The organism is Pantoea sp. Sc1, assembly GCF_000255315.1.
GTDB lineage: Bacteria > Pseudomonadota > Gammaproteobacteria > Enterobacterales > Enterobacteriaceae > Pantoea > Pantoea anthophila.
This window is the reverse complement of the sequence record NZ_AJFP01000001.1, coordinates 1,090,616-1,116,271: the sequence shown is the minus strand read 5'-3', so window position 1 is coordinate 1,116,271 and position 25,656 is coordinate 1,090,616. Positions and strand designations below refer to the sequence as shown.

Genomic DNA, 25,656 nt, shown 5'->3' with positions numbered 1-25,656 from the left:
CGAGGGCACTGATGATGAAATCACTGACTGCATTGCGACCCGACGGGACCAACATCGGCCTGATGCTGCTGATTGCGCTGGCGCTGGCCACCTTTACGGTGATGCTGCCGGGGCGCTTCCTGACCGACTCCACCTTTATGAGTATGGCGTTTCAGCTGCCGGAACTCGGCTTACTGACGCTGGCGATGTTTATCGCCATCCTCAGCGGCGGCCTGAACCTCGCCATTATCGCGACCGCTAACCTCACAGCGCTGTTTATCGCCTGGACGCTGATGAGCGCCCTGCCCGCCGGTGCCGGGATAGCGCTGCAGCTGCTGTGGCTCTTTATCGCCATCCTTGGCGCCATGCTGATCGCGGCCGCGATCGGCGTAGTGACGGGGCTGATGGTGACGCGGATCGGCGCACATCCGATTCTGGTGACGCTGGCGACGATGATGACGCTGAACGGCATCGGGATCTGGCTGACCCACGGCGCGGCCGTCAGCGGCATGCCGCCGGTGGTGCAGGCGCTGGGGGCTGACACGCTGCTGGGCATGCCGCTGCCGCTCTGGGTGTTCCTAGTCGCCGCCGCGCTGCTGGCGCTGTTCCTCGGTAAAACCCGTGCCGGTAAATGCATCTATATGGGCGGCAGCAACATCAACGCCACCTGGTTCAGCGGGATCAACACCCATCGCATGGTAATGCTGGTCTATGTGATCTCCAGCCTGCTCTGCGTGCTGGCGGGGCTGATCATGATGGCGCGCTTCAACTCCGCCCGTATGGGCTACGGCGACGCCTATCTGCTGCTGACAGTGCTGGCCATTATTCTCGGCGGCACCGATCCCAACGGGGGCTTCGGCCGTGTGACCGGCGTGGTGCTGGCGCTGATTGCGCTGCAGGTGCTCTCCACCGGTTTCAATCTGATGAATATCAGCCAGCACGTAAGCCTGGCCATGTGGGGCGCGGTGCTGATTGTGGTTCTCGCCTTCAAACAATTCAAAACCCGATTCAACGAACACCGTGCCGTAAAGCTCAGCAGGCTGGCCGCGGTGCTTAATCCTCTGACTGAAAAGAAGGAAGTATGATGCGTACTCAAATCTCCCCGTCACTGATGTGTATGAACCTGATGGAGATCAAGCACCAGCTGCAGATCCTCGACTCGCGCGCTGACTTTCTTCATGTGGATATCATGGATGGTCACTACGTTAAGAACATCACGCTCTCTCCCTTCTTTATTGAGCAGATCCGTCCTTTTACCCGCGTGGCGATCGACGTGCATCTGATGGTGGAAGAGCCAACCGACTTTATCGAGGCGGTCGCCAGAGCGGGCGCTGACTATATCTGTCCGCACGCGGAGACCATCAATCGCGATGCGTTTCGCGTCATTAACCTCATCCGCAGCTTCGATAAAAAGGTGGGCGTGGTGCTGAATCCGGCGACGCCGGTGTCATACCTTCAGCACTATATCCATCTGCTTGATAAGATCACCGTGATGACGGTCGACCCCGGCTACGCCGGCCAGCCCTTTATTCCGGAAATGGTGGAAAAGGTGCGTGAGCTGAAAGCGCTGAAGGAGCAGCACGGCTTTCACTATCTGATCGAGATCGACGGCTCCTGCAACACCCGCACCTATCACCAGTTGATCGGTGCAGGCGCGGAAGTGCTGATTGTCGGCACCTCCGGCCTGTTCAATATCCATGACGATTTAGCCACCGCGTGGGAGATGATGCGCGATAGCATTGATGAGGCCCAGGGGCTGGCGAAGGTGTCCGCATGAGATCACGCTGGCTCGGTATCGATATCGGCGGCACCGGTACCCGGCTGCAGCTGATGGAAGAGGGGGGCGTCTGGAGCAGCTTTCGCAAGGTGCCCACCATCAGCTGGGCGCAGCAGCCCGATGCGCTGCAGGCCCTGGCACAGCTCATTGATGAAACGCTGGAGCAGCAGCCGGTCAGCGGCATCATGCTGGGGCTGCCCGGCATCCTCAGCCGCGACAGGAAACAGGTGATCTCGCTGCCCTTTATTCAGGCGCTGGATCATCAGCCGGTGGCGGCGCGTCTGGCGGCGCAACTCGGCGTGCCGGTCGCGATGGACAAAGATGTGAACCATCTGATGCTGTGGGATCTGCTGCAGCTGGAGCAGCTGCCGGATAACGCCGTGGGCCTCTATCCCGGCACCGGGATGGGCAACAGCCTGTGGCTGAATGGCCATTTTTATCACGGCGAGCATGGTGGTGCAGGCGAACTGGGCCACGTGCCCGTCGCCGGAAACGATCTCCCCTGCCCGTGCGGCAATCGCGGCTGTGCGGAGACCCTGACCTCGGGTCACTGGCTGAGTCACTGGGCCGCTCTGAACGCCGCCGACACGCCTATCGCCGCGCTGTTTACCCGCCACGGGGAGCAGCCGGAACTTCAGGCGTTTGTGCGACGTCTGGCGCAGCTGATCGCCACCGAGATGAATATACTCGACCCGGAATATCTGATCCTTGGCGGCGGCGTGCTGGCAATGGCTGATTTTCCGCTGGCCCTGCTGCGCAGCCAGATCCAGCAGCATCTGCGGCCACCGGTCACACGCGAAAACCTGAAGATTGTTTTCAGCCACTCAACCGACTACACGGGCTGTCGCGGTGCCTGTCTCGCCGCCGAACGCCTGTTCAGGAGCGCAGGATGAAAGGAAAAGTGTGTGTGTTCGGCTCTTTTAATCTCGATGTAGTCGCCGTGATGCGTCGCTTTCCGCTACCGGGTGAGTCGCTGACGGCGCACCACAGCATGATGGGTGCGGGCGGAAAAGGAGCAAATCAGGCCACGGCGGCGCTGCGCGCAGGTGCGCGGGTGCACTACATCGGGAAAGTGGGTAACGACGATTTCGGCCTCTTTGCGCGTCGTCATCTGGAGAAAACCGGCTTTGACGCCATTACGCTCTTTACCTGTAAGGAGAAGCCCACCGGTAACGCCCTGATCTATGTTGCAGGCGATGATGCGGAAAATATGATTTCGGTTTATCCCGGCGCCAATACCACCGTGACGGCCGCAGAGGTGACGCGCTGTCAGCCGACGGTAGCCGCCGCAGATATCCTGCTGGTGCAGCTCGAAAATAACCTCAGCGCCATCCAGCGCATGATCGACAACGCCCGAGCCAGCGGCACCTTTGTGATCCTCAATCCGGCCCCCTGGCAAAAAGTCAGCGATGCGCTGCTGGCAAAGATCGATCTGCTGACGCCCAACAGCACCGAGGCGACCCAGCTCAGCGGCGTAACCGTCACCGATTTTGACAGCGCCCGCCGCGCCGCCGCGGTGCTGCATCGCAAAGGGGCGCGTCAGGTGATCATCACGCTGGGCATCGCCGGAGCGCTGCTGTCAACGCCTGCGGAGCAGCAGCGCATTCCGCTCTTCCCGGCGCAGCCGCGCGATACCACCGGTGCGGGAGACGCATTCAATGGCGCGCTCGCCGCCCGGCTCGCTTCGGGCGATGACCTGCCGCAGGCGGCGCGCTTTGCTGCGGCATTTGCCTCACTCTGTGTCGAGCGTGCTGGCGCGGCCGACTCCATGCCCTCCTATGCCGAGGCGCTGGCACGCCTGCAGGCGCACCCGGAGTGTCTTGTCGAGCCGATTGAGAGTATCACCGCCTGACGCAGACAGCCCGATTACGCGGCAGTGTCATCTGCCGCCTCTCCCCCTTTACAGCCCCCGTCCAGACACGAAATAATAGCGCCACACGCCAGGCCCCCTGGCAGCCTCTGAACCGACGTTAATCCAGCGGACCCCATTATGACCAACGAAATCCCTCTTAAGTATTACGATGTCGCCGATGAGTATGCGACCGAGTCCGCGAAGCCGGTGGACGAAGCGGAACGCACTCCGCTGGCGCACTACTTCCAGCTGCTCATCACCCGTTTAATGAACAACGAGGAGATCAGTGAAGCGTCGCAGCAGGAGATGGCGCGTGAAGCGGGCATCGACGAGCAGCGTATTGATGATATCGCTGAATTCCTGAACCGCTGGGGCAATGAGTAACGGCGATTGATCCTCAGGCGGGCCTGCGCTTTCCGGCAGCCCGTCTGGTGCGCCTGCCCGATCGCTCCGCTGCGGAGCACGGCGCCGGACAGCCTGATATCCCCGCCTTCCCCTTTTCCGCCCCGCTTTTTACCCCGCCGCCTGACGCGCCGCCGCCCCTGGCATGCCGGAAAATTATCGTCCAGACTGATATAGTCTGCGCAGGCATTGTGTTTTACACTGCGCGCTGTAAAAACTGAGCAGAGTAAGCAGGCAAGAAAAATGGCGATGAACGGAACAATCACAACCTGGTTTAAAGATAAAGGATTCGGCTTTATCAAAGATGAAAACGGCGATAACCGCTATTTTCATGTGATTAAGGTCGCCAATCCTGATCTGATTAAGAAAGATGCGGCGGTAACGTTTGAGCCAACCACCAACAACAAAGGCTTATCCGCCTATGCGGTGAAGGTGGCCCCGGAGAGTAAATATATCTTCATCGCGGGCGAGCGGCTGAAAATCACCTCGATCAAGTCTTACCTGGTCTACAGCGAAGAAGTGCCAGCGGATACCGGTATCGACAAAGAGAACGCGGTGCTCTCAGTGGGTCTGCTGCTGAATAACATCCGGCCTAAATCAGACGCGAAACCGGGTGAGATGCGCTCGCTGAAAAAGCTGGCGGTCACCACCTTCCAGGGCTCGACGCTGATCTTCTCCGAAGATGAGATCGACATTGAAAGCACGGTCAAAGTGCTCAAGTCCCTGAAGTAACCCGCCGCAGGGCCGGATGCCTGTGCGCCGCCGCACAAGGATACCGGCCCGCTGCCCCTCTCTCCCTGAACCTGTCCCGTCGCTGCGCATCTGACGCCATGCTCCCTAGGTTTCTCTGTTGCACCACGGGGCCGCACGTATCCCCTTCTGCTTCAGCACGCCACCCTCTGACAGCCTGCGGAAAAAAACCGGTCAGAAACGCGGGTCAGGCAAGGATCATCCCCCTGAAGCGTTTTCCAGGGTAGAATTACAGACTTTGTTCACGCATGGCTCAGGTTTTCCATCAGCGCAAATTGATACGAAAAGTGGGTGAAATAAGGTATAAAGCCGCATGAAAATCCCAAACAGAATTCAGCCCCTGGTCGATGACGGCCTGATTGACGATGTGCTGCAGCGCCTGAAAAGCGGCAAGGAAGCAGACGTCTACACCGTGCTTTGCGGTGACAAAGTGCAGTGCGCCAAAGTCTATAAAGAGGCGACCCAGCGCAGCTTTAAGCAGGCGGTTCAGTATCAGGAAGGCCGGAAAACCCGCAACAGCCGTAACGCCCGCGCCATGCAGAAAGGCTCAAAGTTTGGCCGTAAGCAGCAGGAAGAGTCCTGGCAGACCGCCGAAGTCGACGCCCTGTTTCGTCTGGCTAACGCCGGTGTGCGCGTGCCTCAGCCCTATCTCTGCATCGACGGGGTATTGCTGATGGAGCTGGTCACCGACGCCAATGGTTCGGTCGCGCCGCGCCTCAGCGACGTGACGCTCTCCGAAGAGGAGGCGATCACCGATTTTAACACCATGATCCGCAACATCGTTCGGATGCTCTGTGCCGGTATCGTTCATGGTGACCTGTCGGAGTTCAACGTCCTGCTGGATGATCAGGGACCGGTGATCATCGACCTGCCTCAGGCGGTGGATGCGGCGGCCAACAACCATGCGGAGTCGATGTTCGCGCGTGACGTGAATAACATCACCGCCTACTACGGGCAGTTCGCCCCGCAGCTTTTAAAGACGCGCTATGCCGGCGAGATCTGGCAGCTCTATGAAGAGGGTAAGTTAACCCCGGAAACGACGCTCACCGGCCAGTTTGTGGAAGAGGAGCGCGACGTGGATATGGATTCCCTGCTGGATGAGATCATCACCGCTGAAGATGAGTATTACGAGCGTCAGCGCGCCAGCCGGGAGCGCGACCAGGAATAGGTGCCCCGCCAGTAAAAACGGCAGCGAGTCACCTCGCTGCCGCATGCTCTTTCTTCTGTCACCGCACCAGAACCGTCAGCGCAATCAGGGTGACGCCGATAATCATGACGCTGACAAAAACGCTATCCAGCCTGCTTTTTTTCATCTTCCCCTCCTCAGAACCACTGACCGAAACGACGGATGTAGAGACGTTTCATGCCCTGCGCCACCAGGCAGTAGCTGAACAGCGTCAGCACCAGCCAGGGGAAATATTGCCAGGGCAGCGGCACCAGTCCGACCATCGCGCCCAGCGGTGAGAACGGAATCAGGATGCCCAGTGCCATGATCGCCAAAGTCGTCAGCATCACCGGCAAGGTGGCGCGACTCTGGATAAACGGAATCTTCCGGGTACGCAGCATATGCACCACCAGCGTCTGCGACAGCAGCCCCTCAATAAACCAGCCGGACTGGAACAGTGACTGCACGCCCGCATGGTTCGCGCTGAAGACAAACCACATCAGCGCAAAGGTGGTGATATCAAAAATCGACGAGGTTGGCCCCATCCACAGCATAAAGCGTTTGATGTTGCCGGCATCCCATTTGCGCGGCTTGTTCAGGAACTCACGGTCAACCTTGTCCCACGGCAGCGCCAGCTGGGAGACGTCATACATCAGATTCTGAATCAGCAGATGAATCGACAGCATCGGCAGAAACGGAATAAAGGCACTGGCGACCAGCAGCGAGAAAACGTTGCCGAAGTTCGAGCTGGCGGTCATGTTGAGATACTTAATGATGTTGCCAAAGGTCTCACGTCCCTTTAATACCCCCTCGTTCAGCACCTGCAGATCTTTCTCCAGCAGGATGATGTCTGACGAGGCTTTCGCCACATCCGCCGCGCTGTCTACGGAAATCCCGGTGTCGGCCGTCCGCAGCGCAGGCGCGTCGTTAATACCATCGCCCAGAAATCCCACGGTATGACCGTTCTGCTGCAGCAGGCGCACCAGACGTGATTTCTGCAGCGGCGTCAGCTTGGCAAACAGGGTGCAGCGTTCCGCCTCCAGTGCCAGCTGCGTGTCGTCCATCGCCTCAATCTGTTCGCCGGTCAGCATCGCCGGATCGGTCAGCCCGACATCGGCACAGACCCGCTGCGTCACCAGGGGGTTATCCCCGGTCAGCACTTTCACCGCCACGCCGCTGTCGCGCAGGGCTTTAATCGCCTTACCGGCGCTGGCTTTCGGTGGATCGCGGAAGGTCAGCATTCCCTGGATAACCAGATCGCGCTCATCACTTTCGCTGAGCGGCGCGTGCAGTTCATCATCACGGGTCGCCACCAGCAGCACCCGATAGCCCTGCTGATGGTAGCGTTCGGTCTGCGCCAGCAGCGCCTCGCGCTGTGCCGCATCCAGCGCGACGACTTCATCGCCCTGCCGGACGGCGATGCTCACCGCCAGCATCTCTTCCACCGCCCCTTTGCAGATCAGCTGTGAGCGATGCTGCGCCAGATCTTCCACCAGCACCGAAACGCGGCGGCGGGTAAAATCGAATGGCACCTCATCGATCAGCTGATACTGGCTGCGCCGGGTCTGTGAAATAACCTTGTCTCCGGCGCAGAGCACGGCGCGATCCATCAGGTTTTTTGCGCCACTCTGGCTGCCGCTGTTGAGCCAGGCCAGCAGCAGCACCTCCGCATCCTCCGCGCCCCGGGTATCCAGATGATGCGCCAGCAGAATGGTGTCCTGGGTCAGCGTGCCGGTTTTGTCGGTGCAGAGCACATCCATCGCCCCCAGGTTCTGAATGGCATTGAGCTTTTTAACGATCACTTTGCGGCGTGACATCGCAATGGCGCCTTTTGCCAGGTTGGCGCTGACAATCATCGGCAGCATTTCCGGGGTCAGCCCGACCGCCACCGCCAGCGCAAACAGCGTCGCATCCATCCAGTCGCCTTTGGTAAAGCCGTTGATCAGCAGCACCACCGGCACCATCACCAGCATAAAGCGGATCAGCAGTTTACTGACGCTGTTAACGCCGCGATCAAAAGCGGTCTGCGGACGGCTGCCGGTCAGCGAGGAGGCCAGTGAGCCAAACCAGGTGTCGCCACCGGTCGCCACCACCACGGCACTGGCGGTGCCGCTGGCCACGCTGGTGCCCATCAGGCAGATGTTGGCTGACGCCAGCAGCTCCTGATCGGTTCGGTCATGGGCGTCGATACCGGCATCCAGGCTCTGTTTCTCCACCGGCAGAGACTCTCCGGTCAGCACCGCTTCGCTGATGAACAGATTGCGTGAACTCAGCAGCCGGACATCCGCGGGCACCTGATCGCCGGTGCTGAGCAGAATAATATCGCCCGGCACCAGTTCGCTCATATCCACATCCTGACGCTGTGCGGTTTCACTGCCCGCCTCGCGCCGCAGCACGGTGACCTGGCTGCGCACCAGAGACTGCAGTGCCTGCGCCGCGCGGTTGGTGCGGAACTCCTGCCAGAAACGCAGCAGGCCACTCAGCGTCACCATCGTGCAGATGATGATCACCCCGGAGAGATCGGTCTCCTGACCGGCGCGCAGCGGCAGTATGTAGTCGGTAAACAGGCTGACCAGTGCCAGGACCAGCAGAACATAGATAAACGGATTGTTAAACGCCATCAGCAGCTGCACCAGCGCCGGTGGCGCTTTCTCATGGGCCACTTCATTGCGGCCATAGGTGGCCAGGCGTTTTGCCGCTTCAGCCTGGGTCAGCCCCTGGCGATGCGTGCGCAGGTTCGACAGCGTCATCTCAACGTGCTGACCTGCCTGCCGGGTCACGGCAAATGTTTTTTACTTTTTTATCGTTGCGGTTGCCGGAGGCGAGGATGGCAGCCTGTTCCAGTTTCATGTCGCTCATTTCGACATCTCCCTGTTTTAAAGCAATGGTTGTCCTGCACGCAAAATAACGTGCATGGATAAAACCTGGCGTAGCCGGGTTATTTAATGAGGCGACCCTGAGAAATGAACACGCGTTTCTGACGGCGCAGAAAATAATGTCGCGCGCAGCGAAGCGTGACGCTGTTTAAACACAGCGTAATCCGGGTCTGATATCAGCGGTCGGGCGCAGCCTGAGCTACGCCAGACGAGGCGGAGGAAAAAGGGCTAAGATAAACAGCAGTATAACGCGCACTCCCACAGACAACGGGAAATTATTAAGGAGCGCGATCGGGAATTAAAACGGGGGATCGCTGCTCGCCGGTTGGCAAGCAGCAGAGAAAATTCAGCTTGCCAGAATAATCGTTAATTCAGGGTGACTGTCCAACGGAATACTCCAGTAGTGAGATGCCGCTATTATAAGAAGAGCGGGATTGTGGTAAAGCCGTTTCGTGGGAAATAACCGCTTCGTTGAGGTTCTGTTTCTGCTCAGCCTGCCGCTTCGCTAACAACGCCGTTACGCTGTTATAACCACAACCCATCGCTTATAACTTTAAGGCATATGATTAGCCCATATTCGACTATTCTTCACATCGGCCCTTTCGTAAACTCGCGTAACTTTCTAAGGCAAGGAAATTTCATGAAAACTATAATTCCATCACTGCTGGCGCTGACGCTGGCTGCCTCCTTCACAGCCCAGGCCGCCACCCCCAAAGATACGCTGGTCATCGCGCAGTCCACAGACGATGCAGACAGCTTTGACCCGGCAAAAGGCTTTGAACTGACCAGCGTTCAGGCCTTCACCAACATCTATCAGCGCCTGGTCCAGTCTGACCCGCAGAACCCGGTGGATCTGAAGCCGACGCTGGCGACCGCCTGGCAGCCTGGCAGCGACAACCGCAGTCTGACCTTTGAACTGCGCAAAGATGCGAAGTTCTCTACCGGTAACCCTGTGCGTCCGGAAGATGTGATCTTCTCGCTGGGCCGCGTGGTCAAACTGAACCTGGACCCCTCTTTCATTCTGACGCAGCTCGGCTGGACCAAAGAGAACGTCGATGGCTTCCTGAAAAAGGTCGATGACAACCATGTGCAGATCAGCTGGACCGCCAACGTCAGCCCGACCTATGTTCTGAGCCTGCTCTCCGCCCCGGTCTCCTCAATCGTCGATGAGAAAACCGCGATGGCGAACCAGAAAAATGGCGACTTCGGTAACGCCTGGCTGGCCACCCACTCTGCGGGCAGCGGCCCGTATCAGATCCGTAAAGTGGTCATGCATCAGGTGGTGCTGCTGAGTGCTAACCCGACCTCACCGGCGGGCGCACCCAAAATGAAAAACATCCTGATCAAAAACGTGCCGGAACCGGCCGCGCGTCGTCTGCTGCTGGAACAGGGTGATGCGGATATCGCCCGTAACCTGGGGGCTGACCAGATCGCCGCGCTGAACGGCAAAGCGGGCGTGAAGACCGAAGCGATTCCGATGGCGTCGCTCTACTATATCCAGTTCAACATCGGCGCGAACGACACGCTGAAGAACCCGGCCTTCTGGGAAGCGGCGCGCTACCTGTGGGATTACAAAGGCATCGCCAATGAGCTGCTGAAAGGCCAGTTCGACGTGCACCAGTCCTTCCTGCCCAAAGGCTTCCTGGGCGCGATCAACGACACGCCTTACAGCTACGATCCGGAAAAAGCCAAAGCGATTCTGAAGAAAGCGGGCCTGACCAACGTGACCTTTAAGCTCTCCACCAGCAACCAGCCGCCTTATCTGGATATCGCGCAGGCGCTACAGGGCAGCTTCGCCAAAGGCGGCGTGAAGGTCGAAGTGGTGCCGGGCCTGAGCTCCGAAGTCTCCACCAACGTGAAGGCGCATAAGTATGAAGCGACGCTGAACGCCTGGGGCTCCGACTATTTTGACCCCAACACCAATGCCGCCTCCTTTGCCTACAATCCGGAAGATGGCAGCAAAACCATTGCTTACCGTTCAGACTGGCACATTCCTGAGCTGAACAAGCAGGTGATTGCGGCGACCGCCGAAAGCGATCCGAAAAAACGGGTGGCACTGTATGAAGCGATGCAGCGTGAAGTGATGAAGAACTCACCTTACGTGATTGGGATGCAGGCGAAGAACCTCATCGCCCTGCGCGACAACCTGAAAGGCTATGTCCAGGGCATCAACCCTGACATGGTGTATTACTCGCAGGTCACCAAGTAATGGCTCAGTCTGTTCCTTCAGCCGGGTTCGCCCGGCTTTTTTGGCAGCGGGGCGGGCGTCTGCTCGGCAGCGTGCTGTCGCTGCTGGTGACGCTGCTCGGCCTGCTCGCCTTTACCTTTATGCTGTCGCATCTCTCACCGATCGATCCGGTGCAGCAGATCGCGGGCGATCACGCCAGTGAAGCTACCTATGCGCAGGTGCGCCACGACCTCGGTCTTGACCAGCCGGTGCTGACACAGTTCTGGCGCTACATTGAACATCTGGCGCAGGGCGACCTCGGTGTCTCCCGCCTGACGAATCAGTCGGTGAGCAGCGACCTGATGTCCACCTTCCCGGCCACCATTGAGCTGGCCACCTGTGCGATGATCTTCGCGGTTATCTTCGGTGTTACGCTGGCGCTGCTGGCGGCCTGGAAACCGGGCAGCTGGATCGATAATCTCGCCCGCTTTATCTCCCTGCTCGGCTACTCGGTGCCGGTGTTCTGGCTCGGCCTGCTGGGTCTGCTGCTCTTTTATGCGGTGCTGCACTGGTCTGCCGGACCGGGACGGCTGGATGACATCTGGATCTATACCCTGGAGCCGAAAACCGGCTTTGTGCTGATCGACAGCTGGCTGTCGGGTGAACCGGAGATGTTCCGCAACGCGATTGCGCACCTCTGGCTGCCGGTGGTGATTCTGGGCCTGCTGGCGATGGCGGGCATTACCCGTCTGCTGCGTGCCGCGCTGCTGGAAGAGAGCAGCAAAGAGTATGTGGTGCTGGCGCGAGCCAAGGGCGCGGGTCGGGTGCGCATCCTGCTGCGTCACATCTTCCCCAACGTGCTGGGGACGCTGGTGACGGTTATCGCCCTCTCCTACGCCACGCTGCTGGAAGGCTCGGTGCTGACCGAAACCGTCTTCGCCTGGCCGGGTGTGGGCCGCTATATGACCAACGCGCTCTTCTCCGGCGACGTGCCGGCGATTCTGGGCTCAACCCTGTTGATCGGCGGCTGCTTTATTCTGATTAACACCCTGGCGGATGTTTTAACCTGGTTAACCGATCCGAGAACCCGATGACGCAACAACTCTCTGAACTCGAAACGCTGCGACCACGCCGTCGCCGTCAACGCGTTACCTCGTTAACCGTTGGGCTGACGCTGGTGGCGATCCTGATTCTGATGGCGCTGTTAGCCCCGCTGATTGCGCCGTTCGATCCCAATCTGCAGACCATGTCGAGCCGCCTGCTGCCGCCTTCGGCGCAGCACTGGTTCGGCACCGACGGCTTTGGCCGCGATCTGCTGTCGCGCGTGATTTATGGCGCGCGCCCTACCCTGCTGCTGGTGTCGCTGATTCTGGTGCTGACCATTCCGGCCGGGCTGCTGATCGGCATCACCGCCGGGTATGTGGGCGGCTGGACGGAGCGCGTGCTGATGCGCATTACCGATATCTTCCTGTCGCTGCCGAACCTGGTCATCGCGCTGGCGCTGGTGGCGATTCTCGGCCCCGGCCTGATGAACGGCGCGCTGGCGCTGGCGCTGACCAGCTGGCCGCCGTTTGCCCGCCAGGCGCGCGCGGAAACCCTGGCGCTGCGCCGCAGCGACTACCTGGCCGCCGCGCGGATGCAGGGCATTACCGGCTTTCGCCTGATGTTCGGTCACATTCTGCCGCTCTGCCTGCCGACCGCCGTGGTGCGCGCCGCGCTGAGCCTCGGCGGAATTATTCTGGCCGCTGCCGGCCTCGGTTTCCTCGGCATGGGCGTTCAGCCGCCGACGGCAGAATGGGGGTCGATGGTGGCCGAGGGCAGTAAAGTGATCTTCGATCAGTGGTGGGTAGCTGCCGCACCGGGCGCGGCGATTCTGTTTGCCAGCCTGGCCTTTAACCTGACAGGCGATGGCCTGCGCGACCGACTGGATACCCGTCATGCAAAATAATCTGCTCTCTGCTGAGGGGCTGACCATTCGCAGCGATGATGCGCTGCTGGTCGACAACATCACCTTTTCCGTGGGCCGCGAACGCGTGGCGCTGGTCGGTGAGTCCGGTTCCGGTAAGTCCCTGACTGCCCGCAGCCTGATGGGCTTACTCTCTCCGGCGCTGCATCTGCAGGCCAGCCAGCTGCAGGTCGCGGGCGAAAATGCGCTGACGCTGAGTGAGCGCCACTGGAGCCAGCTGCGCGGTAACCGCGTGGCGATGGTGATGCAGGACCCGAAATATGCCCTGAATCCGACGCGCACCATCGGCTGGCAGGTGGAGGAGCCGCTGGTCCTGCATCGCCGCCTGAGCCGTGCCGAGCGCAAAGAGAAAGTGTGTGAGATGCTGAATGCGGTCGGCCTGCCCGACCCGCGTCGCCTGATGCAGCACTACCCGCATCAGCTCTCGGGCGGCATGGGCCAGCGCGTGATGCTGGCTATCGCCCTGATCACCGATCCCGACTTCCTGATTGCCGATGAACCCACCTCCGCGCTGGATCATGCGATGCGCGATCAGGTGCTGGCGCTGATCCGCGGTCTGGTGGAGGCACGCAACATGGGTCTGCTGCTGATCAGCCACGACCTGCAGCAGGTGTCGGAACACTGCGAACGGGTGATGGTGATGTACAAGGGCCGGCTGCTCGATACGCTGCCTGCCGCTGACCTGCCCCGCGCGACCCACCCCTACACCCGCACGCTGTGGGCCTGCCGGCCGGGCAAGGCGACCCACGGCCAGGCGTTACCGGTGCTGGACCGCGCGGCACTGGAGGCAAATCATGATTGAGCTTGCGAATTTAAGCGTCGCCCATAAGCAGGGCTACGAGCTGCGCACCGTGGTGCATGAGGTTAACCTCACGGTCAGAGCGGGAGAGTGCTTTGGCCTGGTCGGCCCGTCCGGCTGCGGCAAGTCGTCGCTGCTGTGGGTGCTGGCGGGACTGAACCCGCACTGGCAGGGTCAGATGCAGTTGGCCGGTCATCAGGTCCAGCCCGGCAAAGCCTTCACCGGCGCGCTGCGACAGGAAGTGCAAATGGTGTTTCAGGATCCTTATGCCTCGCTGCATCCGCGGCATCGTCTGCGCCGCACGCTGGCGGAGCCGCTGAAGCTGCTGAAACGCGATAATATCAACGACCGTATCGATCAGGGTTTCCGTCACGTCGGGCTGGACCCGGCGCTGGCCGATCGCTATCCGCATCAGCTTTCGGGTGGTCAGCGTCAGCGCGTCGCCATCGTGCGCGCCCTGCTGCTGCAGCCGAAGATCCTGCTGCTGGATGAGCCGACGTCGGCGCTGGATATGTCCGTGCAGGCGGAGATCCTCAACCTGCTTAACGATCTGAAACGGCAGGATGGCCTGACCATGGTGCTGGTCAGCCACGATCCCGATGTGATCGATCACATGTGCGATCGCGCCGTGCGCATGGCGCAGGGTCGTATTATCGAAGAGATCACCGCCTGATCGCCGGCCGGACGGCACCGCTCCGCTGTCCGGCCCCTCCTGCTCCGCCTCTGCCCGCCTTATCGTCTCCCCGGCCATCACGGCTCGCGCTTCCCGCCTGCTCAGGCTCTGCCGTTGCGGTATACTCGCGACGACGTTTTTAACAAGGAGTCTGACGATGACGGTAAAACTGCGTCCGCTGGAGCGGGAAGATCTGCATTTTGTCCATCAGCTGGATAACAACGCCAGCGTGATGCGCTACTGGTTCGAGGAGCCCTATGAGGCGTTTGTGGAGCTGTCCGATCTCTACAACAAGCACATTCACGATCAGACCGAACGTCGCTTTGTGGTGGAGCATGACGGCCAGAAAGCGGGACTGGTGGAGCTGGTTGAGATTAACCATGTGCACCGCCGCGCCGAGTTTCAGATCATCATCGATCCGGCCCATCAGGGCAAAGGGCTGGCCACACAGGCGGCGAAACTGGCGATGGATTACGGCTTCTCGGTGCTGAATCTCTACAAGCTCTACCTGATTGTGGATCAGGAGAACGAAAAGGCGATTCACATCTACACCAAACTCGGCTTCGAAATCGAAGGCGTGCTGAAGCATGAGTTCTTTATCAACGGGGAGTACCGCAACACCATCCGCATGTGCATTTTCCAGCATCAGTATCTGGAACGCCACAAAACGCCAGGCGGAATGGTGAAGCCGACCGCGCAGTAATCAGCCGCGCGCGCCAACCGGGTTCATAAAGGGACGCGGATGTTCCGGCTTGAGGTCATACATGCCGCCGTAGAAGGGGTCGACCAGCAGCCAGCCGGGGAAACCGCCCAGCGGAATGTTGCCCAGCAGATACCAGAGGTTAGCGCGTGCTTCGATAGGCACCGTGACCGGCACGTAGCCCGGACTTTCCAGCATCAGCAGGTAGTGCTTTTTGCCGAAGTAGCGGCCGGTGGATTTGGCCAGTTCAACGGTCTGGGGCGTGAAACCCTGCGCCACCGCATAGCCGCGCTCATCCTGCACGGTAAAACGCGCGCCCTGCGGCAGAGAGTCAATGCGCACCAGTTGGGTTTCATTGCCGACAATGGTGGCGCAGCCGCTGAGCAGCAGCGCGGCGGCCAGAGCCAGAATTCGCTGTTTCATAGAGGGGGTCCACAGAGTGATCAGTGATCAGAGTGTAGTCTCCCCTCTCCGCCTCAATCGGGCTATCATCGCCCGATTCCGGCAGCTTATTGCGGTTGACAAGTGCGGGCGATGGCCGCGATGTCGCCCGGTGAGGTGCGGCAGCAGCCGCCAATAAGCCGGGCACCCGCCTGTTGCCACTCGGCCAGCTTGTCATGCAGGGTGCAGCCCGACGGCGCAGAATGCCAGGTTTTGCTGCCGGCATCATACTGCTCGCCGGAGTTGGGATAGACCACCAGCGGTTTGTCGGTCAGGGTCTGTAACTGCTGCAGGGCGGGCGTTACGCTCTCCAGCGCCACGCAGTTGACCCCCAGCGCCACTACCTGTGGCTGCTGATTCAGCCAGCTCACCACCTCTGCCAGCGGCGTGCCGTCGCTGATGTGTCCGGCGTCACGCAGCGTAAACGAGAACCAGGCGCGGGCGTCAGGGAACTCAGCCAGCAGCTTCACCAGCGCCTGCGCCTCGGCAAAGGAAGGCAGGGTTTCACAGGCCAGCAGATCGGCCCCTGCCGCCAGCAGCGCCTGCACGCGCGGGCGGTGGAACGCCATCATCTCCGCTTCCGGCAGCGCATAATCCCCGCGATACTCCGACCCGTCCGCCAGGAAAGCGCCATAAGGCCCCACCGAGCCTGCCACCAGCAGCGTTTTCGCATCGGGCCGCACCGCCAGATAGTCGTGACGGGCGCGCTGTGTCAGTTCAACACTGCGGGCGATCAGCGCCAGGGACTCATCCTCACTCAGGCCGCGCGTGGCAAAGCCCTGCGGGGTCGCCTGGTAGCTGGCGGTGATGGCGCAGCGGGCACCCGCCACAAAGTAGTCGTAGTGCACCTGATAGATCAGCTCAGGATCCTCCATCAGCACTTTGGCTGACCACAAGGCATCGGCAAGCTGACAGCCGCGCGCTTCCAGCTCGGTGGCCAGCGCGCCATCCAGAATCAGCAGCGGTGACTCTGTTAAAGCCTGCGCGACAGGGTTATACGACATCATTGGCCTCCTCAGGCTTCGGGGATGATTTGTGGGTCAGATGGTACGCGGCGTAGCAGAACAGTACAAACGGGATGCCACACCACAGGGCGATGCGCTGTGTCGGATCAAACGCCAGGCCGACGCACGCCAGCAGGCAGAGCAGAAAGCCGAGGACAGGCGTCAGCGGATAGAGCGGCGCGCGGTAGGCGAGATCGGCCAGCGATTTGCCCTGCTGAAGGTGACGGCGACGGAACACAAAGTGCGAGGCGCAGATGCTGAGCCAGACCGCCACCACGGCAAAGCCGGAGATGGCCGACAGCGCCACAAATACCGTGTCAGGCGCGACCACGCTGGAGATCAGCGCCAGCAGGCCGCCGATCATGCTGACGGTCAGCGCCAGCAGCGGCACACCACGTCGGTTCACCTTCGCAAAGGCACGTGGCAGCGTGTTTTCATTAGCCAGCGACCAGAGCATACGTCCCGACGCATAGAGGCCAGAGTTGGCCGCTGACAGAATGGCCGTCAGGATCACGAAGTTGATGATATCCGCGGCCCAGGGCACACCGATCTTTTCAAACACCAGCACAAACGGGCTTTTCACAATACCGGCCTGATCCATCGGGATCAGCGCCGCCAGCACCAGCACCGTGCCGATGAAAAAGAGAATCAACCGTGCCACCGTGGTACGAATCGCCAGCGGCAGCACCTTCTGCGGCTGCTGGGTTTCACCGGCGGCAATCCCGATCAGCTCGGTGCCGGAGAAGGCAAAGTTCACCGCCACCATGGTCATCAGTATAGGCAGCACGCCGTTGGGCAGCCAGCCGTGCGCCGTGAGGTTACTCAGACCGGGTGCAGGCGTGCCATCTTTCATCGGGATAAAGCCAAACATCGCCGCCGCGCCGAGCAGGATAAAGGCGATGATGGTGACCACCTTGATCAGCGAGAACCAGAACTCCCCTTCGGCGAAGAAGCGGGCAGAAACCACGTTCAGCAGATAGATGGCGCAGCAGAATACCAGGCACCAGACCCACACCGGCACCTGCGGGAACCAGTACTGCATACAGAAGCCCGCCGCCGTCAGGCTGGAGCCCAGCGCCACCGTCCAGGTCAGCCAGTAGAGCCAGGCCACGGTATAGCCGGTCGCCGGACTGAGATAGCGCGCCGCATAGACGTGGAACGCGCCCGTTTCCGGCATCGCCACCGACAGTTCACCCAGACAGACCATTACCAGCCACACCACCAGCGCCCCAATCAGATAGGCGAGCAGCGTGCCTGCGGCCCCGGTGGTGGAGATGATATAGCCGGTGTTGAAAAAGAGGCCGGTGCCGATGACACCGCCCAGCGATAACATCACCAGATGGCGGACTTTCATGGTGCGTTTAAATTGTTGCTGCGGGGAAGTTGGCTGTTCGCTCATCAATTTTATCCGTATGGACGTCTAAACATCTATAAGGGACAAATTTATACGCGTCACAGCCGGGAATTGCAACGGCAGGAGAACAGGGAGCGGGGTCATGCGCGTCAGTGCCCCGTCGCGGCGGGGCCTGATGCCTCAGCCGAAAACGCTCTGAATGTAGCGTTCCAGCGCCATGCGGGAACTGAATCCGTGCGGGATGCCGTAATGTTCCTGTGAATCACCCGCCAGGTAGAGAGGGAATTGGGTGTAGTGATCGCAGGTTTTCATTTCAGACGCCGGCTCAGCGAACGGCTGGCTCTTCTCTTTCAGGGTCGGATGAATCACTAATGCCATGCGCCCCATACGCGCTTCGCGATTCACATAGACATAGTTCTCCCCCCGGCGATAGCCATAGGCCCGTGGGGTAATCTGATCCATTTCGAAACCCGCTTTTTCCAGTACGCGCGCTACCTCATCTGGTCGTAAATACATGCTCGATCCTCTCCTCTTTCAAAAGCTTCGCAACCTTACATCAGCATGACAGAGCGGGCATTCGGAATTTTCCCTAAAGCCCCCTCCCGCGTCTCGTTTATCTCAAGGTCGTCTACACTAGTATTACGTTTTTAAATCAAAGGGAGCCAAAAAATGTTTAATCGCACTGTAAAAAACGATGACATTGATATCAATCAGGACGTTAACGAACTGGCCGATTCACTGGAAGCGCTGTTGAAATCTTACGGCAGTGATGCCAAAGACGAAGTGGACTCTGCCCGAAGTCAGGCAGAAAAACTGCTGAAGCAGACCCGTTCTAAACTGAATGGTGGCAGCAACCGTGTGACCCAGGTTGCCCGTGATGCCGGTGCACAGGTTGATACCTATGTACATGATAAGCCGTGGCACGGTGTCGGTATCGGTGCCGCTTTCGGTATCGTGGTGGGTGTCCTGCTGGCCTCACGCCGCTAAGCGCGAAAAATCTTCTGAGCCCTGCCCCGTGCGGGGCTTTTTTTGCCTGTCATCCGGCCCGTAAAATTTACAAAAGATTTTTTCCGCGTCGCAGGGCGCATGCCTGCTGGCTTTGGTCGTGTTGCGCAAATGCAAATCATAAAACCCTATATCTGGTGGGCTTGACCACCAAAACCCCTACATCTAGTATTTAACCCATCAGTCTGACACCCGATGTCCGCCAGAATGAAGCCCGTAAATCAGGCGGGTGGCGTTATTGCCGGGCACCCGAACCGCATACAGAGGGAAATACGAATCATGCGCATTATTATTTACACTAAAGATAACTGTGTCCAGTGCAATGCCACGAAGAGTGCGATGGACCGTCAGGGTCTGACCTATCAGCTCATCAATCTCGACAGCCAGCCCGAGGCGATCGACAACCTGAAATCCCTGGGTTATCGCCAGGTGCCGGTGGTGATGGCGGATAACGATCACTGGAGCGGCTTCCGCCCGGACAAAATCGCCTCCCTGCGCACGCTGTCCGCTGTCGGGGGATAAACGCATGTTCCCGCTGGTCTATTTTTCCAGCCAGTCGGAAAACACCCACCGGTTTGTGACGCGCCTTGGCCTGCCAGCCCGGCGCATACCGCTTGATGCCCGTCAGACGCTGCATATCGACCAGCCCTATATTCTGGTCGTGCCCAGCTATGGCGGTGGCAGCAGTCGCGGTGCCGTACCCGGTCAGGTGATTCAGTTTCTTAATGATGAGGCCAACCGGCGGGAAATCCGTGGCGTCATCGCCGCGGGCAACCGGAACTTCGGCGCCGGTTACTGCCTGGCGGGCAGCATCATTGCAAAAAAATGTCAGGTTCCCCTGCTCTATCGTTTCGAGCTGATGGGAACCCCGGACGACATCGCGAACGTTAAAGCGGGAGTAACCCAATTTTGGCAACAACAGACACCCTCAACGGCGTGACGCTCGACTATCACGCGCTCAACGCCATGCTCAACCTCTATGACGCGGAGGGGCGCATCCAGTTCGACAAGGATCGCGAAGCGACCCGTCAGTTTCATCTGCAGCATGTGGAGCCGAACACGGTGAAGTTCGCCAGCCGCGCCGAGCGTTTACGCTATCTGGTGGCGGAGAGCTATTACGAAGCTGAGGTGCTGAACCAGTACGATTTCGACTTCCTGCTTGCGCTGCATGAGGTGGCGGAGACGTGGGGATTTGAGTTCAAAACTTTCCTGGGTGCCTGGAAGTACTACACCAGCTACACGCTGAAAACCTTCGACGGCAAACGCTATCTGGAAACCTTTGAACAGCGCGCCTGCATGGTGGCGCTGACGCTGGCTCAGGGCGATGAAACCCTGGCGCGGGCGCTGCTGGAGGAGATCCTCAGCGGCCGCTTCCAGCCTGCCACCCCCACCTTTCTGAACTGCGGCAAGCAGCAGCGCGGCGAGCTGGTCTCCTGCTTCCTGCTGCGCATTGAAGACAACATGGAGTCCATCGGCCGTGCCGTAAACTCCGCGCTGCAGCTCTCAAAGCGCGGCGGCGGCGTTGCCTTTTTACTCTCCAACCTGCGTGAGTCCGGTGCGCCCATCAAGCGTATCGAAAACCAGTCGTCGGGCGTCATCCCGGTCATGAAGATGCTGGAGGATGCCTTCTCCTACGCCAATCAGCTGGGCGCACGTCAGGGCGCGGGCGCGGTATGGCTGAACGCGCATCATCCCGATATTTTCCGCTTTCTCGACACCAAGCGCGAAAACGCCGATGAGAAGATCCGCATCAAAACCCTGTCGCTGGGCGTGGTGATCCCCGATGTCACCTTCCGGCTGGCGAAAGAGAACCAGCCGATGGCGCTGTTCTCGCCCTACGATGTTGAGCGCATTTACGGCCAGGCCTTTGGCGATATCAGCATCAGCGAGAAGTATGACGAGATGCTGGCCGACGATCGCATCCGCAAAACCTGGATTCAGCCGCGTGACTTCTTCCAGACGCTGGCCGAGATTCAGTTTGAGTCAGGCTACCCCTACATCATGTATGAGGACAGCGTGAACCGCAGCAATCCGATTGCCGGTCGCATCAATATGAGCAACCTCTGTTCAGAGATTCTGCAGGTGAACAGCGCCAGCGAGTACTTTGACGATCTCAGCTATCGCCGGGTCGGCAAAGATATCTCCTGCAATCTTGGCTCACTCAATATTGCCCACGCCATGGATTCCCGCGATCTGGCGCGCACCGTGGACGTGGCGGTACGCGCCCTGACCTCGGTGTCGATGATGAGTGAGATCGCGTCGGTGCCGTCGGTCGCCGAAGGAAACCGGCGGTCGCACGCCATTGGCCTGGGTCAGATGAACCTGCACGGCTATCTGGCGCGGGAAGGCATCGTCTACGGTTCGCCGGAAGCGCTCGATTTCACCAACCTCTACTTTTACTGCATCACCTATTACGCGCTGCGCACCTCTAATCAGCTGGCACAGGAGCGTCAGCAGACCTTCGACGGTTTTGCTGATTCGCAGTACGCCAGCGGCGTCTATTTCGACAAATATCTGCAGCGCGAATGGCTGCAGCGCACCGAACGGGTGGCAAAACTGTTTGCCGACGCCGGCGTGACGCTGCCGACCCGGGCGGACTGGCAGGCGCTGCGCGATGCGGTAATGCAGCACGGACTGTTTAATCAGAACCTGCAGGCGATCCCGCCGACCGGTTCGATCTCCTACATCAACCACGCCACCTCCAGTATCCATCCGATTGTTTCGCCGATCGAGATCCGCAAAGAGGGCAAAACCGGACGCGTTTACTATCCCGCGCCGTTCATGACCAATGAAAATCTGCATCTCTATCAGGATGCGTATCAGATTGGGCCGGAAGCGATTATTGATACCTATGCAGAAGCGACTCAGCACGTTGATCAGGGGCTGTCGCTGACGCTCTTTTTCCGCGACGACGTCACCACCCGTGACATCAACAAAGCACAGATTTACGCGTGGAAGAAAGGCATCAAAACGCTCTATTACATTCGACTGCGCCAGATGGCGCTTCAGGGCACGGAGGTTCAGGGCTGCGTCTCCTGCTCCCTGTGATAAAAACTATGCAACTTAAACAGATTCAGGCCATTAACTGGAACCGTCTTCAGGATGAGAAAGATCTTGAGGTCTGGAACCGCCTCACCAGCAACTTCTGGCTGCCGGAGAAAGTGCCGCTCTCCAACGACCTGCCTGCCTGGCAGACGCTGGATAAACAGCAGCAGCAGCTGACCATCCGGGTTTTTACCGGTCTGACGCTGCTGGATACCATTCAGAACGTGATCGGTGCGCCGGGACTGATGGGCGATGCGATCACCCCGCATGAAGAGGCGGTGCTCTCGAATATCAGCTTTATGGAGGCGGTGCATGCCCGCTCCTACAGCTCCATCTTCTCAACCCTGTGCAACACGCAGGATGTGGATGCTGCCTATCAGTGGAGCGAAGAGAATGCGCCGCTGCAGAACAAGGCGCGCATCATTCTGGAACACTATCAGGCCGACGATCCGCTGAAGAAGAAAATCGCCAGCGTTTTCCTGGAGTCGTTTTTGTTCTATTCCGGCTTCTGGCTGCCGATGTACTGGTCGAGTCGCGGCAAGCTGACCAACACCGCGGATCTGATCCGCCTGATTATTCGTGATGAGGCGGTGCACGGTTATTACATTGGCTACAAGTTCCAGCAGGCGCTGGCGACGGTGGACGATCAGCGCCGCGAAGCGCTGCAGCAGTTCGCGTACGATCTGCTGCTGGCATTGTATGAGAATGAAGTGGCTTATACCGAGGCGCTGTATGGTGATGTTGGCTGGGTGGAGGAGGTGAAGACCTTTCTGCACTACAACGCCAACAAGGCCCTGATGAATCTCGGCTACGAGGCGCTGTTCCCGGCGGAGCTGACGGCGGTGAATCCGGCCATTCTGTCAGCGCTGTCACCCAACGCTGATGAGAACCACGACTTCTTCTCCGGTTCGGGCTCATCCTATGTGATGGGTAAGGCGGTTGAGACGGAAGATGAGGACTGGAACTTCTGATGGCGGGCAGGTCGTCCTGATCTGAAAGCGTTTCTTCATTCAGACGGCGCCAAAACTCAAAGCGATGGGAGCATACGCCTGTAGCAAAGCATAGTGGGCCAGGGATGGCCCGCGCTGAGCCTGCCATGGATGGCATCTTTTGCGTCTTTGCGAAAGGCGTATGCTTCCTGAGCCTATTCGCATAACGTCACCCGTAAATCCTCTGCCGAGGTTTAAACCTCTTGTTATGACTGGTATGGCCTGTTAATAAACATGCGTGTGAAATAGTTTTTTGAGTTATTATTAACCACATATGATTATTAGCGAACGACACGGTTTATGCCTGCGCCCCTTCAGGGTCTGACGCCCGTTTCAGTGCTCCCGCTGTCGGTAGCCACCGGCCTCTGCGTGGGCAGCAACGACGACGTTCAGCCGCTGCTCATACGATTGCTCAGCACTCTTCCCTCTCTGTCAGCCTCGCCGGAGCACTCTGTCATTTCTCAGAGGGTGAAATCGGCCTGCCGGGTCGGGTGGAGGCCGCCGGATCGCACGCTGAACCCGAAAAATTCACTGAACTCTGTCCGGAAAGCGGATTGCATCTGGTCACAAATGGTTAGGTTTGTTATGGTTAGCAGCAAACCTATTCACTTCAGTTATTTTTCCTCGCGATATTATTAAATTTGCCCCCTTTTTGATAACGCTCTGGCACTGCGGCTGCCGCCGGGCGGACGGGTTTTTGACCCAGGGCCAGGGAATGGCCTGGAACACCTTTAATGGTGCAGCGTGCGTCGGTCAGCGATCACCTGCCGAAAAGTGACTACGCTTAGCCTGTCACCATAGTTATTATACAAGTTGCAATTAGTGAGGTTTTTTTTAATGGAAAGTTCGTTTACTCCCATTGAGCAGATGCTAAACATCCGTGCCAATCGCCATAAGGATTTTCCGTTACAGGAAATTATCCTGACGCGTCTCTGTATGCATATGCAGGGTAAACTGCTGGACAATCGTAATAAGATGTTGAAAGCACAGGGGATCAACGAAACCCTGTTTATGGCGCTGATCACGCTGGATGCTCAGGAAAATCACAGCATTCAGCCTTCGGAACTCAGCTCGGCCCTCGGCTCGTCACGCACCAATGCTACGCGCATTGCTGATGAGCTGGAAAAACGCGGCTGGATTGAGCGTCGCGAAAGCGATCACGACCGCCGCTGCCTGCACCTGCATCTGACCGACAAAGGCATGGAGTTCCTGCGTCAGCTGCTGCCCCCGCAGCATCAGAGCCTGCAATATCTCTGGTCTTCGCTGTCGGTTGATGAGAAGTCGCAGCTGGAAGGGATTACCCGCAAGCTGCTTAATCGCCTCGACAAAATGGATGAAGATCAGCTGATCGCCTCACTGTCCCGCTGATAGCAATAAGTGCGACACAATCACCTGTCGGAATCGTTATTTTAAGTTCCTTTTTTATCTGGCCAGCGCTCAGTCGCTGGCTTTTTCGACTCGGGCGCCGGCGGACAGGGATCCCTGCCCCTCCCCGACTCAATGGAATACGTGGAGAAAGACATGAGTGCAACGGCAGAAGCACAGAGCCCGCAACCGTCAGTCAGCAACAAAAAGAAGAAGCGCAAAAGTGTGCTCATTGTGCTGGCGCTGATCTTTGTGCTGATTGGGATTGCCTGGGGTGTTTACTGGTTCCTGGTACTGCGCCATTTTCAGGAAACGGATGATGCCTACGTTGCCGGTAATCAGGTGCAGGTGATGGCCCAGGTCTCCGGCAGCGTCAATAAAGTCTGGTTTGAAGACACCGACTACGTCAAAAAAGGCGATGTGCTGGTTTCCCTGGATAAGACCGATGCCGAGCAGGCGTTTGAAAAAGCGCAGACGGCCCTCGCCACCAGCGTGCGTCAGACGCATCAGCTGATGATCAACGGTAAGCAGTATGAAGCCAGCATCACCCTGCAGCAGACCGCTCTGGCCCAGGCGCAGGCTGACCTGAAACGCCGGGAGCCCCTGGGTGCCGCTAATCTGATTGGCCGTGAAGAGCTGCAGCATGCCCGCGACGCCGTGGCGACCGCCAAAGCGCAGCTGGACGTTGCCGTTCAGCAATACAATGCCAATCAGGCGATGATCCTCAATACCACGCTGGAAAATCAGCCTGCGGTGCAGCAGAGCGCCGCTGAACTGCGTGACGCCTGGCTGGCCCTGCAGCGAACCGACATCCGCAGCCCGATGGACGGTTATGTCTCCCGCCGCAGCGTTCAGGTAGGTTCACAAATCTCCACCAGCACCCCGCTGCTGGCCGTTGTCCCGGCAACCAATCTGTGGGTCGACGCCAACTTTAAAGAGACACAGCTGGCTGGCGTGCGTATTGGTCAGCCCGCTACCGTGGTGGCGGATATCTATGGTGATGATGTGGTCTATCACGGCAAAGTCGCCGGTCTGGATATGGGCACCGGCAGTGCCTTCTCGCTGCTGCCCGCCCAGAATGCCACCGGTAACTGGATTAAGGTGGTTCAGCGCCTGCCGGTGCGAATCGAACTGAATCAGGACGATATCGCCAGACATCCCCTGCGTATTGGCCTCTCAACGCTGGTGAAGATCGATACCACCAGCAAAGAGGGCATTACGCTGGCGAACAGTGTCCGGCAGCAGGCCGCTTACAGCAGCAACGCCCTGGCGATTGACCTTGCGCCGGTCAATAAACTGATCACCGACATCGTCCGCGCCAACGCCGGATGATGGCGCGGAGGCTGT

The 25,656-nt window shown here is 59.0% G+C and carries 25 protein-coding genes and 1 pseudogene; 20 read left to right on the top strand and 6 right to left on the bottom strand.

All coding sequences use genetic code 11. The annotated features are described in order from the left end of the window. The first annotated feature begins 14 nt into the window (after positions 1-14). The 7 genes from S7A_RS05235 to S7A_RS05205 all read left to right on the top strand — a co-directional run bounded on the left by S7A_RS05235 (position 15) and on the right by S7A_RS05205 (position 5,928). Positions 15-1,064 carry an ABC transporter permease gene (locus S7A_RS05235; protein WP_009088595.1) on the top strand — a complete coding sequence of 350 codons (1,050 nt, stop codon included), beginning with the start codon at positions 15-17 and terminating at the stop codon, positions 1,062-1,064. Further along, on the top strand, positions 1,064-1,756 hold the full coding sequence (alsE, locus tag S7A_RS05230; RefSeq protein ID WP_009088593.1) for a D-allulose 6-phosphate 3-epimerase: 693 nt from the start codon (positions 1,064-1,066) through the stop codon (positions 1,754-1,756). Before S7A_RS05235 ends, alsE begins: the two co-directional genes overlap by 1 nt. After that, positions 1,753-2,649 (top strand): allose kinase, encoded by an 897-nt coding sequence (gene alsK, locus S7A_RS05225; protein ID WP_009088591.1) that lies wholly within the window; start codon positions 1,753-1,755, stop codon positions 2,647-2,649. Before alsE ends, alsK begins: the two co-directional genes overlap by 4 nt. Beyond that, entirely contained in the window at positions 2,646-3,608 is a 963-nt protein-coding gene (locus S7A_RS05220) for a ribokinase (protein ID WP_009088588.1), read from the top strand. The genes alsK and S7A_RS05220 overlap by 4 nt, the downstream gene beginning before the upstream one ends. A 138-nt stretch (positions 3,609-3,746) precedes the next feature. Further along, positions 3,747-3,992, top strand: coding sequence for a YmjA family protein (locus S7A_RS05215; protein WP_009088586.1), 246 nt, complete (start codon positions 3,747-3,749; stop codon positions 3,990-3,992). A gap of 261 nt (positions 3,993-4,253) precedes the next feature. Continuing rightward, positions 4,254-4,742 (top strand): cold-shock protein, encoded by a 489-nt coding sequence (locus S7A_RS05210; RefSeq protein ID WP_009088583.1) that lies wholly within the window; start codon positions 4,254-4,256, stop codon positions 4,740-4,742. Between the two features lie 331 nt (positions 4,743-5,073). Then, positions 5,074-5,928 carry a PA4780 family RIO1-like protein kinase gene (locus S7A_RS05205; RefSeq protein ID WP_009088581.1) on the top strand — a complete coding sequence of 285 codons (855 nt, stop codon included), beginning with the start codon at positions 5,074-5,076 and terminating at the stop codon, positions 5,926-5,928. A gap of 58 nt (positions 5,929-5,986) precedes the next feature. Here the strand turns inward: S7A_RS05205 and mgtU are convergent, their stop codons facing one another. Both mgtU and mgtA read right to left on the bottom strand, forming a co-directional pair. Next, positions 5,987-6,073, bottom strand: a complete 87-nt coding sequence (gene mgtU, locus S7A_RS21785) for a magnesium transporter protection protein MgtU (protein WP_369750597.1) — start codon at positions 6,071-6,073, stop codon at positions 5,987-5,989. Between the two features lie 10 nt (positions 6,074-6,083). Next, a pseudogene (gene mgtA / locus S7A_RS05200) lies at positions 6,084-8,784 on the bottom strand (magnesium-translocating P-type ATPase). A gap of 657 nt (positions 8,785-9,441) precedes the next feature. On the opposite strand from mgtA, the gene S7A_RS05195 reads away from it, so the two are divergent. From S7A_RS05195 to speG, 6 genes are all read left to right on the top strand, one after another. Continuing rightward, positions 9,442-11,010 (top strand): ABC transporter substrate-binding protein, encoded by a 1,569-nt coding sequence (locus S7A_RS05195; RefSeq protein WP_009088577.1) that lies wholly within the window; start codon positions 9,442-9,444, stop codon positions 11,008-11,010. After that, on the top strand, positions 11,010-12,062 hold the full coding sequence (locus tag S7A_RS05190) for an ABC transporter permease (RefSeq protein ID WP_009088575.1): 1,053 nt from the start codon (positions 11,010-11,012) through the stop codon (positions 12,060-12,062). Before S7A_RS05195 ends, S7A_RS05190 begins: the two co-directional genes overlap by 1 nt. Further along, positions 12,059-12,916, top strand: a complete 858-nt coding sequence (locus S7A_RS05185; RefSeq protein WP_009088573.1) for an ABC transporter permease — start codon at positions 12,059-12,061, stop codon at positions 12,914-12,916. The genes S7A_RS05190 and S7A_RS05185 overlap by 4 nt, the downstream gene beginning before the upstream one ends. Further along, complete coding sequence (locus S7A_RS05180; protein WP_009088572.1) at positions 12,906-13,736, top strand: ABC transporter ATP-binding protein; 831 nt, start codon at positions 12,906-12,908, stop codon at positions 13,734-13,736. The genes S7A_RS05185 and S7A_RS05180 overlap by 11 nt, the downstream gene beginning before the upstream one ends. Then, positions 13,729-14,406, top strand: a complete 678-nt coding sequence (locus tag S7A_RS05175) for an ABC transporter ATP-binding protein (RefSeq protein WP_009088569.1) — start codon at positions 13,729-13,731, stop codon at positions 14,404-14,406. The genes S7A_RS05180 and S7A_RS05175 overlap by 8 nt, the downstream gene beginning before the upstream one ends. 157 nt (positions 14,407-14,563) lie before the next feature. Then, a complete protein-coding gene (gene speG, locus S7A_RS05170) occupies positions 14,564-15,109 on the top strand; it encodes a spermidine N1-acetyltransferase (protein WP_009088567.1) in 546 nt (181 codons plus the stop codon). Here the strand turns inward: speG and S7A_RS05165 are convergent, their stop codons facing one another. The 4 genes from S7A_RS05165 to S7A_RS05150 all read right to left on the bottom strand — a co-directional run bounded on the left by S7A_RS05165 (position 15,110) and on the right by S7A_RS05150 (position 18,421). Then, entirely contained in the window at positions 15,110-15,529 is a 420-nt protein-coding gene (locus S7A_RS05165) for a hypothetical protein (RefSeq protein WP_009088566.1), read from the bottom strand. 86 nt (positions 15,530-15,615) lie between these two features. Next, positions 15,616-16,551: a homocysteine S-methyltransferase gene (mmuM, locus tag S7A_RS05160; protein WP_009088564.1), complete on the bottom strand. Its 936-nt coding sequence runs from the start codon at positions 16,549-16,551 to the stop codon at positions 15,616-15,618. Further along, positions 16,541-17,950, bottom strand: coding sequence for an S-methylmethionine permease (gene mmuP, locus S7A_RS05155; protein WP_009088562.1), 1,410 nt, complete (start codon positions 17,948-17,950; stop codon positions 16,541-16,543). The genes mmuM and mmuP overlap by 11 nt, the downstream gene beginning before the upstream one ends. Before the next feature lie 135 nt (positions 17,951-18,085). Beyond that, positions 18,086-18,421 carry a DUF2002 family protein gene (locus S7A_RS05150; RefSeq protein ID WP_009088560.1) on the bottom strand — a complete coding sequence of 112 codons (336 nt, stop codon included), beginning with the start codon at positions 18,419-18,421 and terminating at the stop codon, positions 18,086-18,088. 153 nt (positions 18,422-18,574) lie between these two features. On the opposite strand from S7A_RS05150, the gene S7A_RS05145 reads away from it, so the two are divergent. The 7 genes from S7A_RS05145 (at position 18,575) to emrA (ending at position 25,641) form a co-directional block, all read left to right on the top strand. Continuing rightward, a complete protein-coding gene (locus S7A_RS05145) occupies positions 18,575-18,892 on the top strand; it encodes a DUF883 family protein (RefSeq protein WP_009088558.1) in 318 nt (105 codons plus the stop codon). Between the two features lie 297 nt (positions 18,893-19,189). Beyond that, a complete protein-coding gene (gene nrdH, locus S7A_RS05140) occupies positions 19,190-19,432 on the top strand; it encodes a glutaredoxin-like protein NrdH (protein ID WP_009088556.1) in 243 nt (80 codons plus the stop codon). Between the two features lie 4 nt (positions 19,433-19,436). Then, positions 19,437-19,850, top strand: coding sequence for a class Ib ribonucleoside-diphosphate reductase assembly flavoprotein NrdI (gene nrdI, locus S7A_RS05135; RefSeq protein ID WP_009088554.1), 414 nt, complete (start codon positions 19,437-19,439; stop codon positions 19,848-19,850). After that, a complete protein-coding gene (nrdE, locus tag S7A_RS05130; RefSeq protein WP_071987795.1) occupies positions 19,820-21,958 on the top strand; it encodes a class 1b ribonucleoside-diphosphate reductase subunit alpha in 2,139 nt (712 codons plus the stop codon). Before nrdI ends, nrdE begins: the two co-directional genes overlap by 31 nt. Before the next feature lie 8 nt (positions 21,959-21,966). Further along, positions 21,967-22,926 carry a class 1b ribonucleoside-diphosphate reductase subunit beta gene (gene nrdF / locus S7A_RS05125; protein ID WP_009088550.1) on the top strand — a complete coding sequence of 320 codons (960 nt, stop codon included), beginning with the start codon at positions 21,967-21,969 and terminating at the stop codon, positions 22,924-22,926. Between the two features lie 855 nt (positions 22,927-23,781). Continuing rightward, complete coding sequence (gene mprA, locus S7A_RS05120; RefSeq protein ID WP_003850381.1) at positions 23,782-24,312, top strand: transcriptional repressor MprA; 531 nt, start codon at positions 23,782-23,784, stop codon at positions 24,310-24,312. 153 nt (positions 24,313-24,465) lie between these two features. Then, positions 24,466-25,641 (top strand): multidrug efflux MFS transporter periplasmic adaptor subunit EmrA, encoded by a 1,176-nt coding sequence (emrA, locus tag S7A_RS05115; protein ID WP_009088548.1) that lies wholly within the window; start codon positions 24,466-24,468, stop codon positions 25,639-25,641. Positions 25,642-25,656 lie beyond the last annotated feature (15 nt).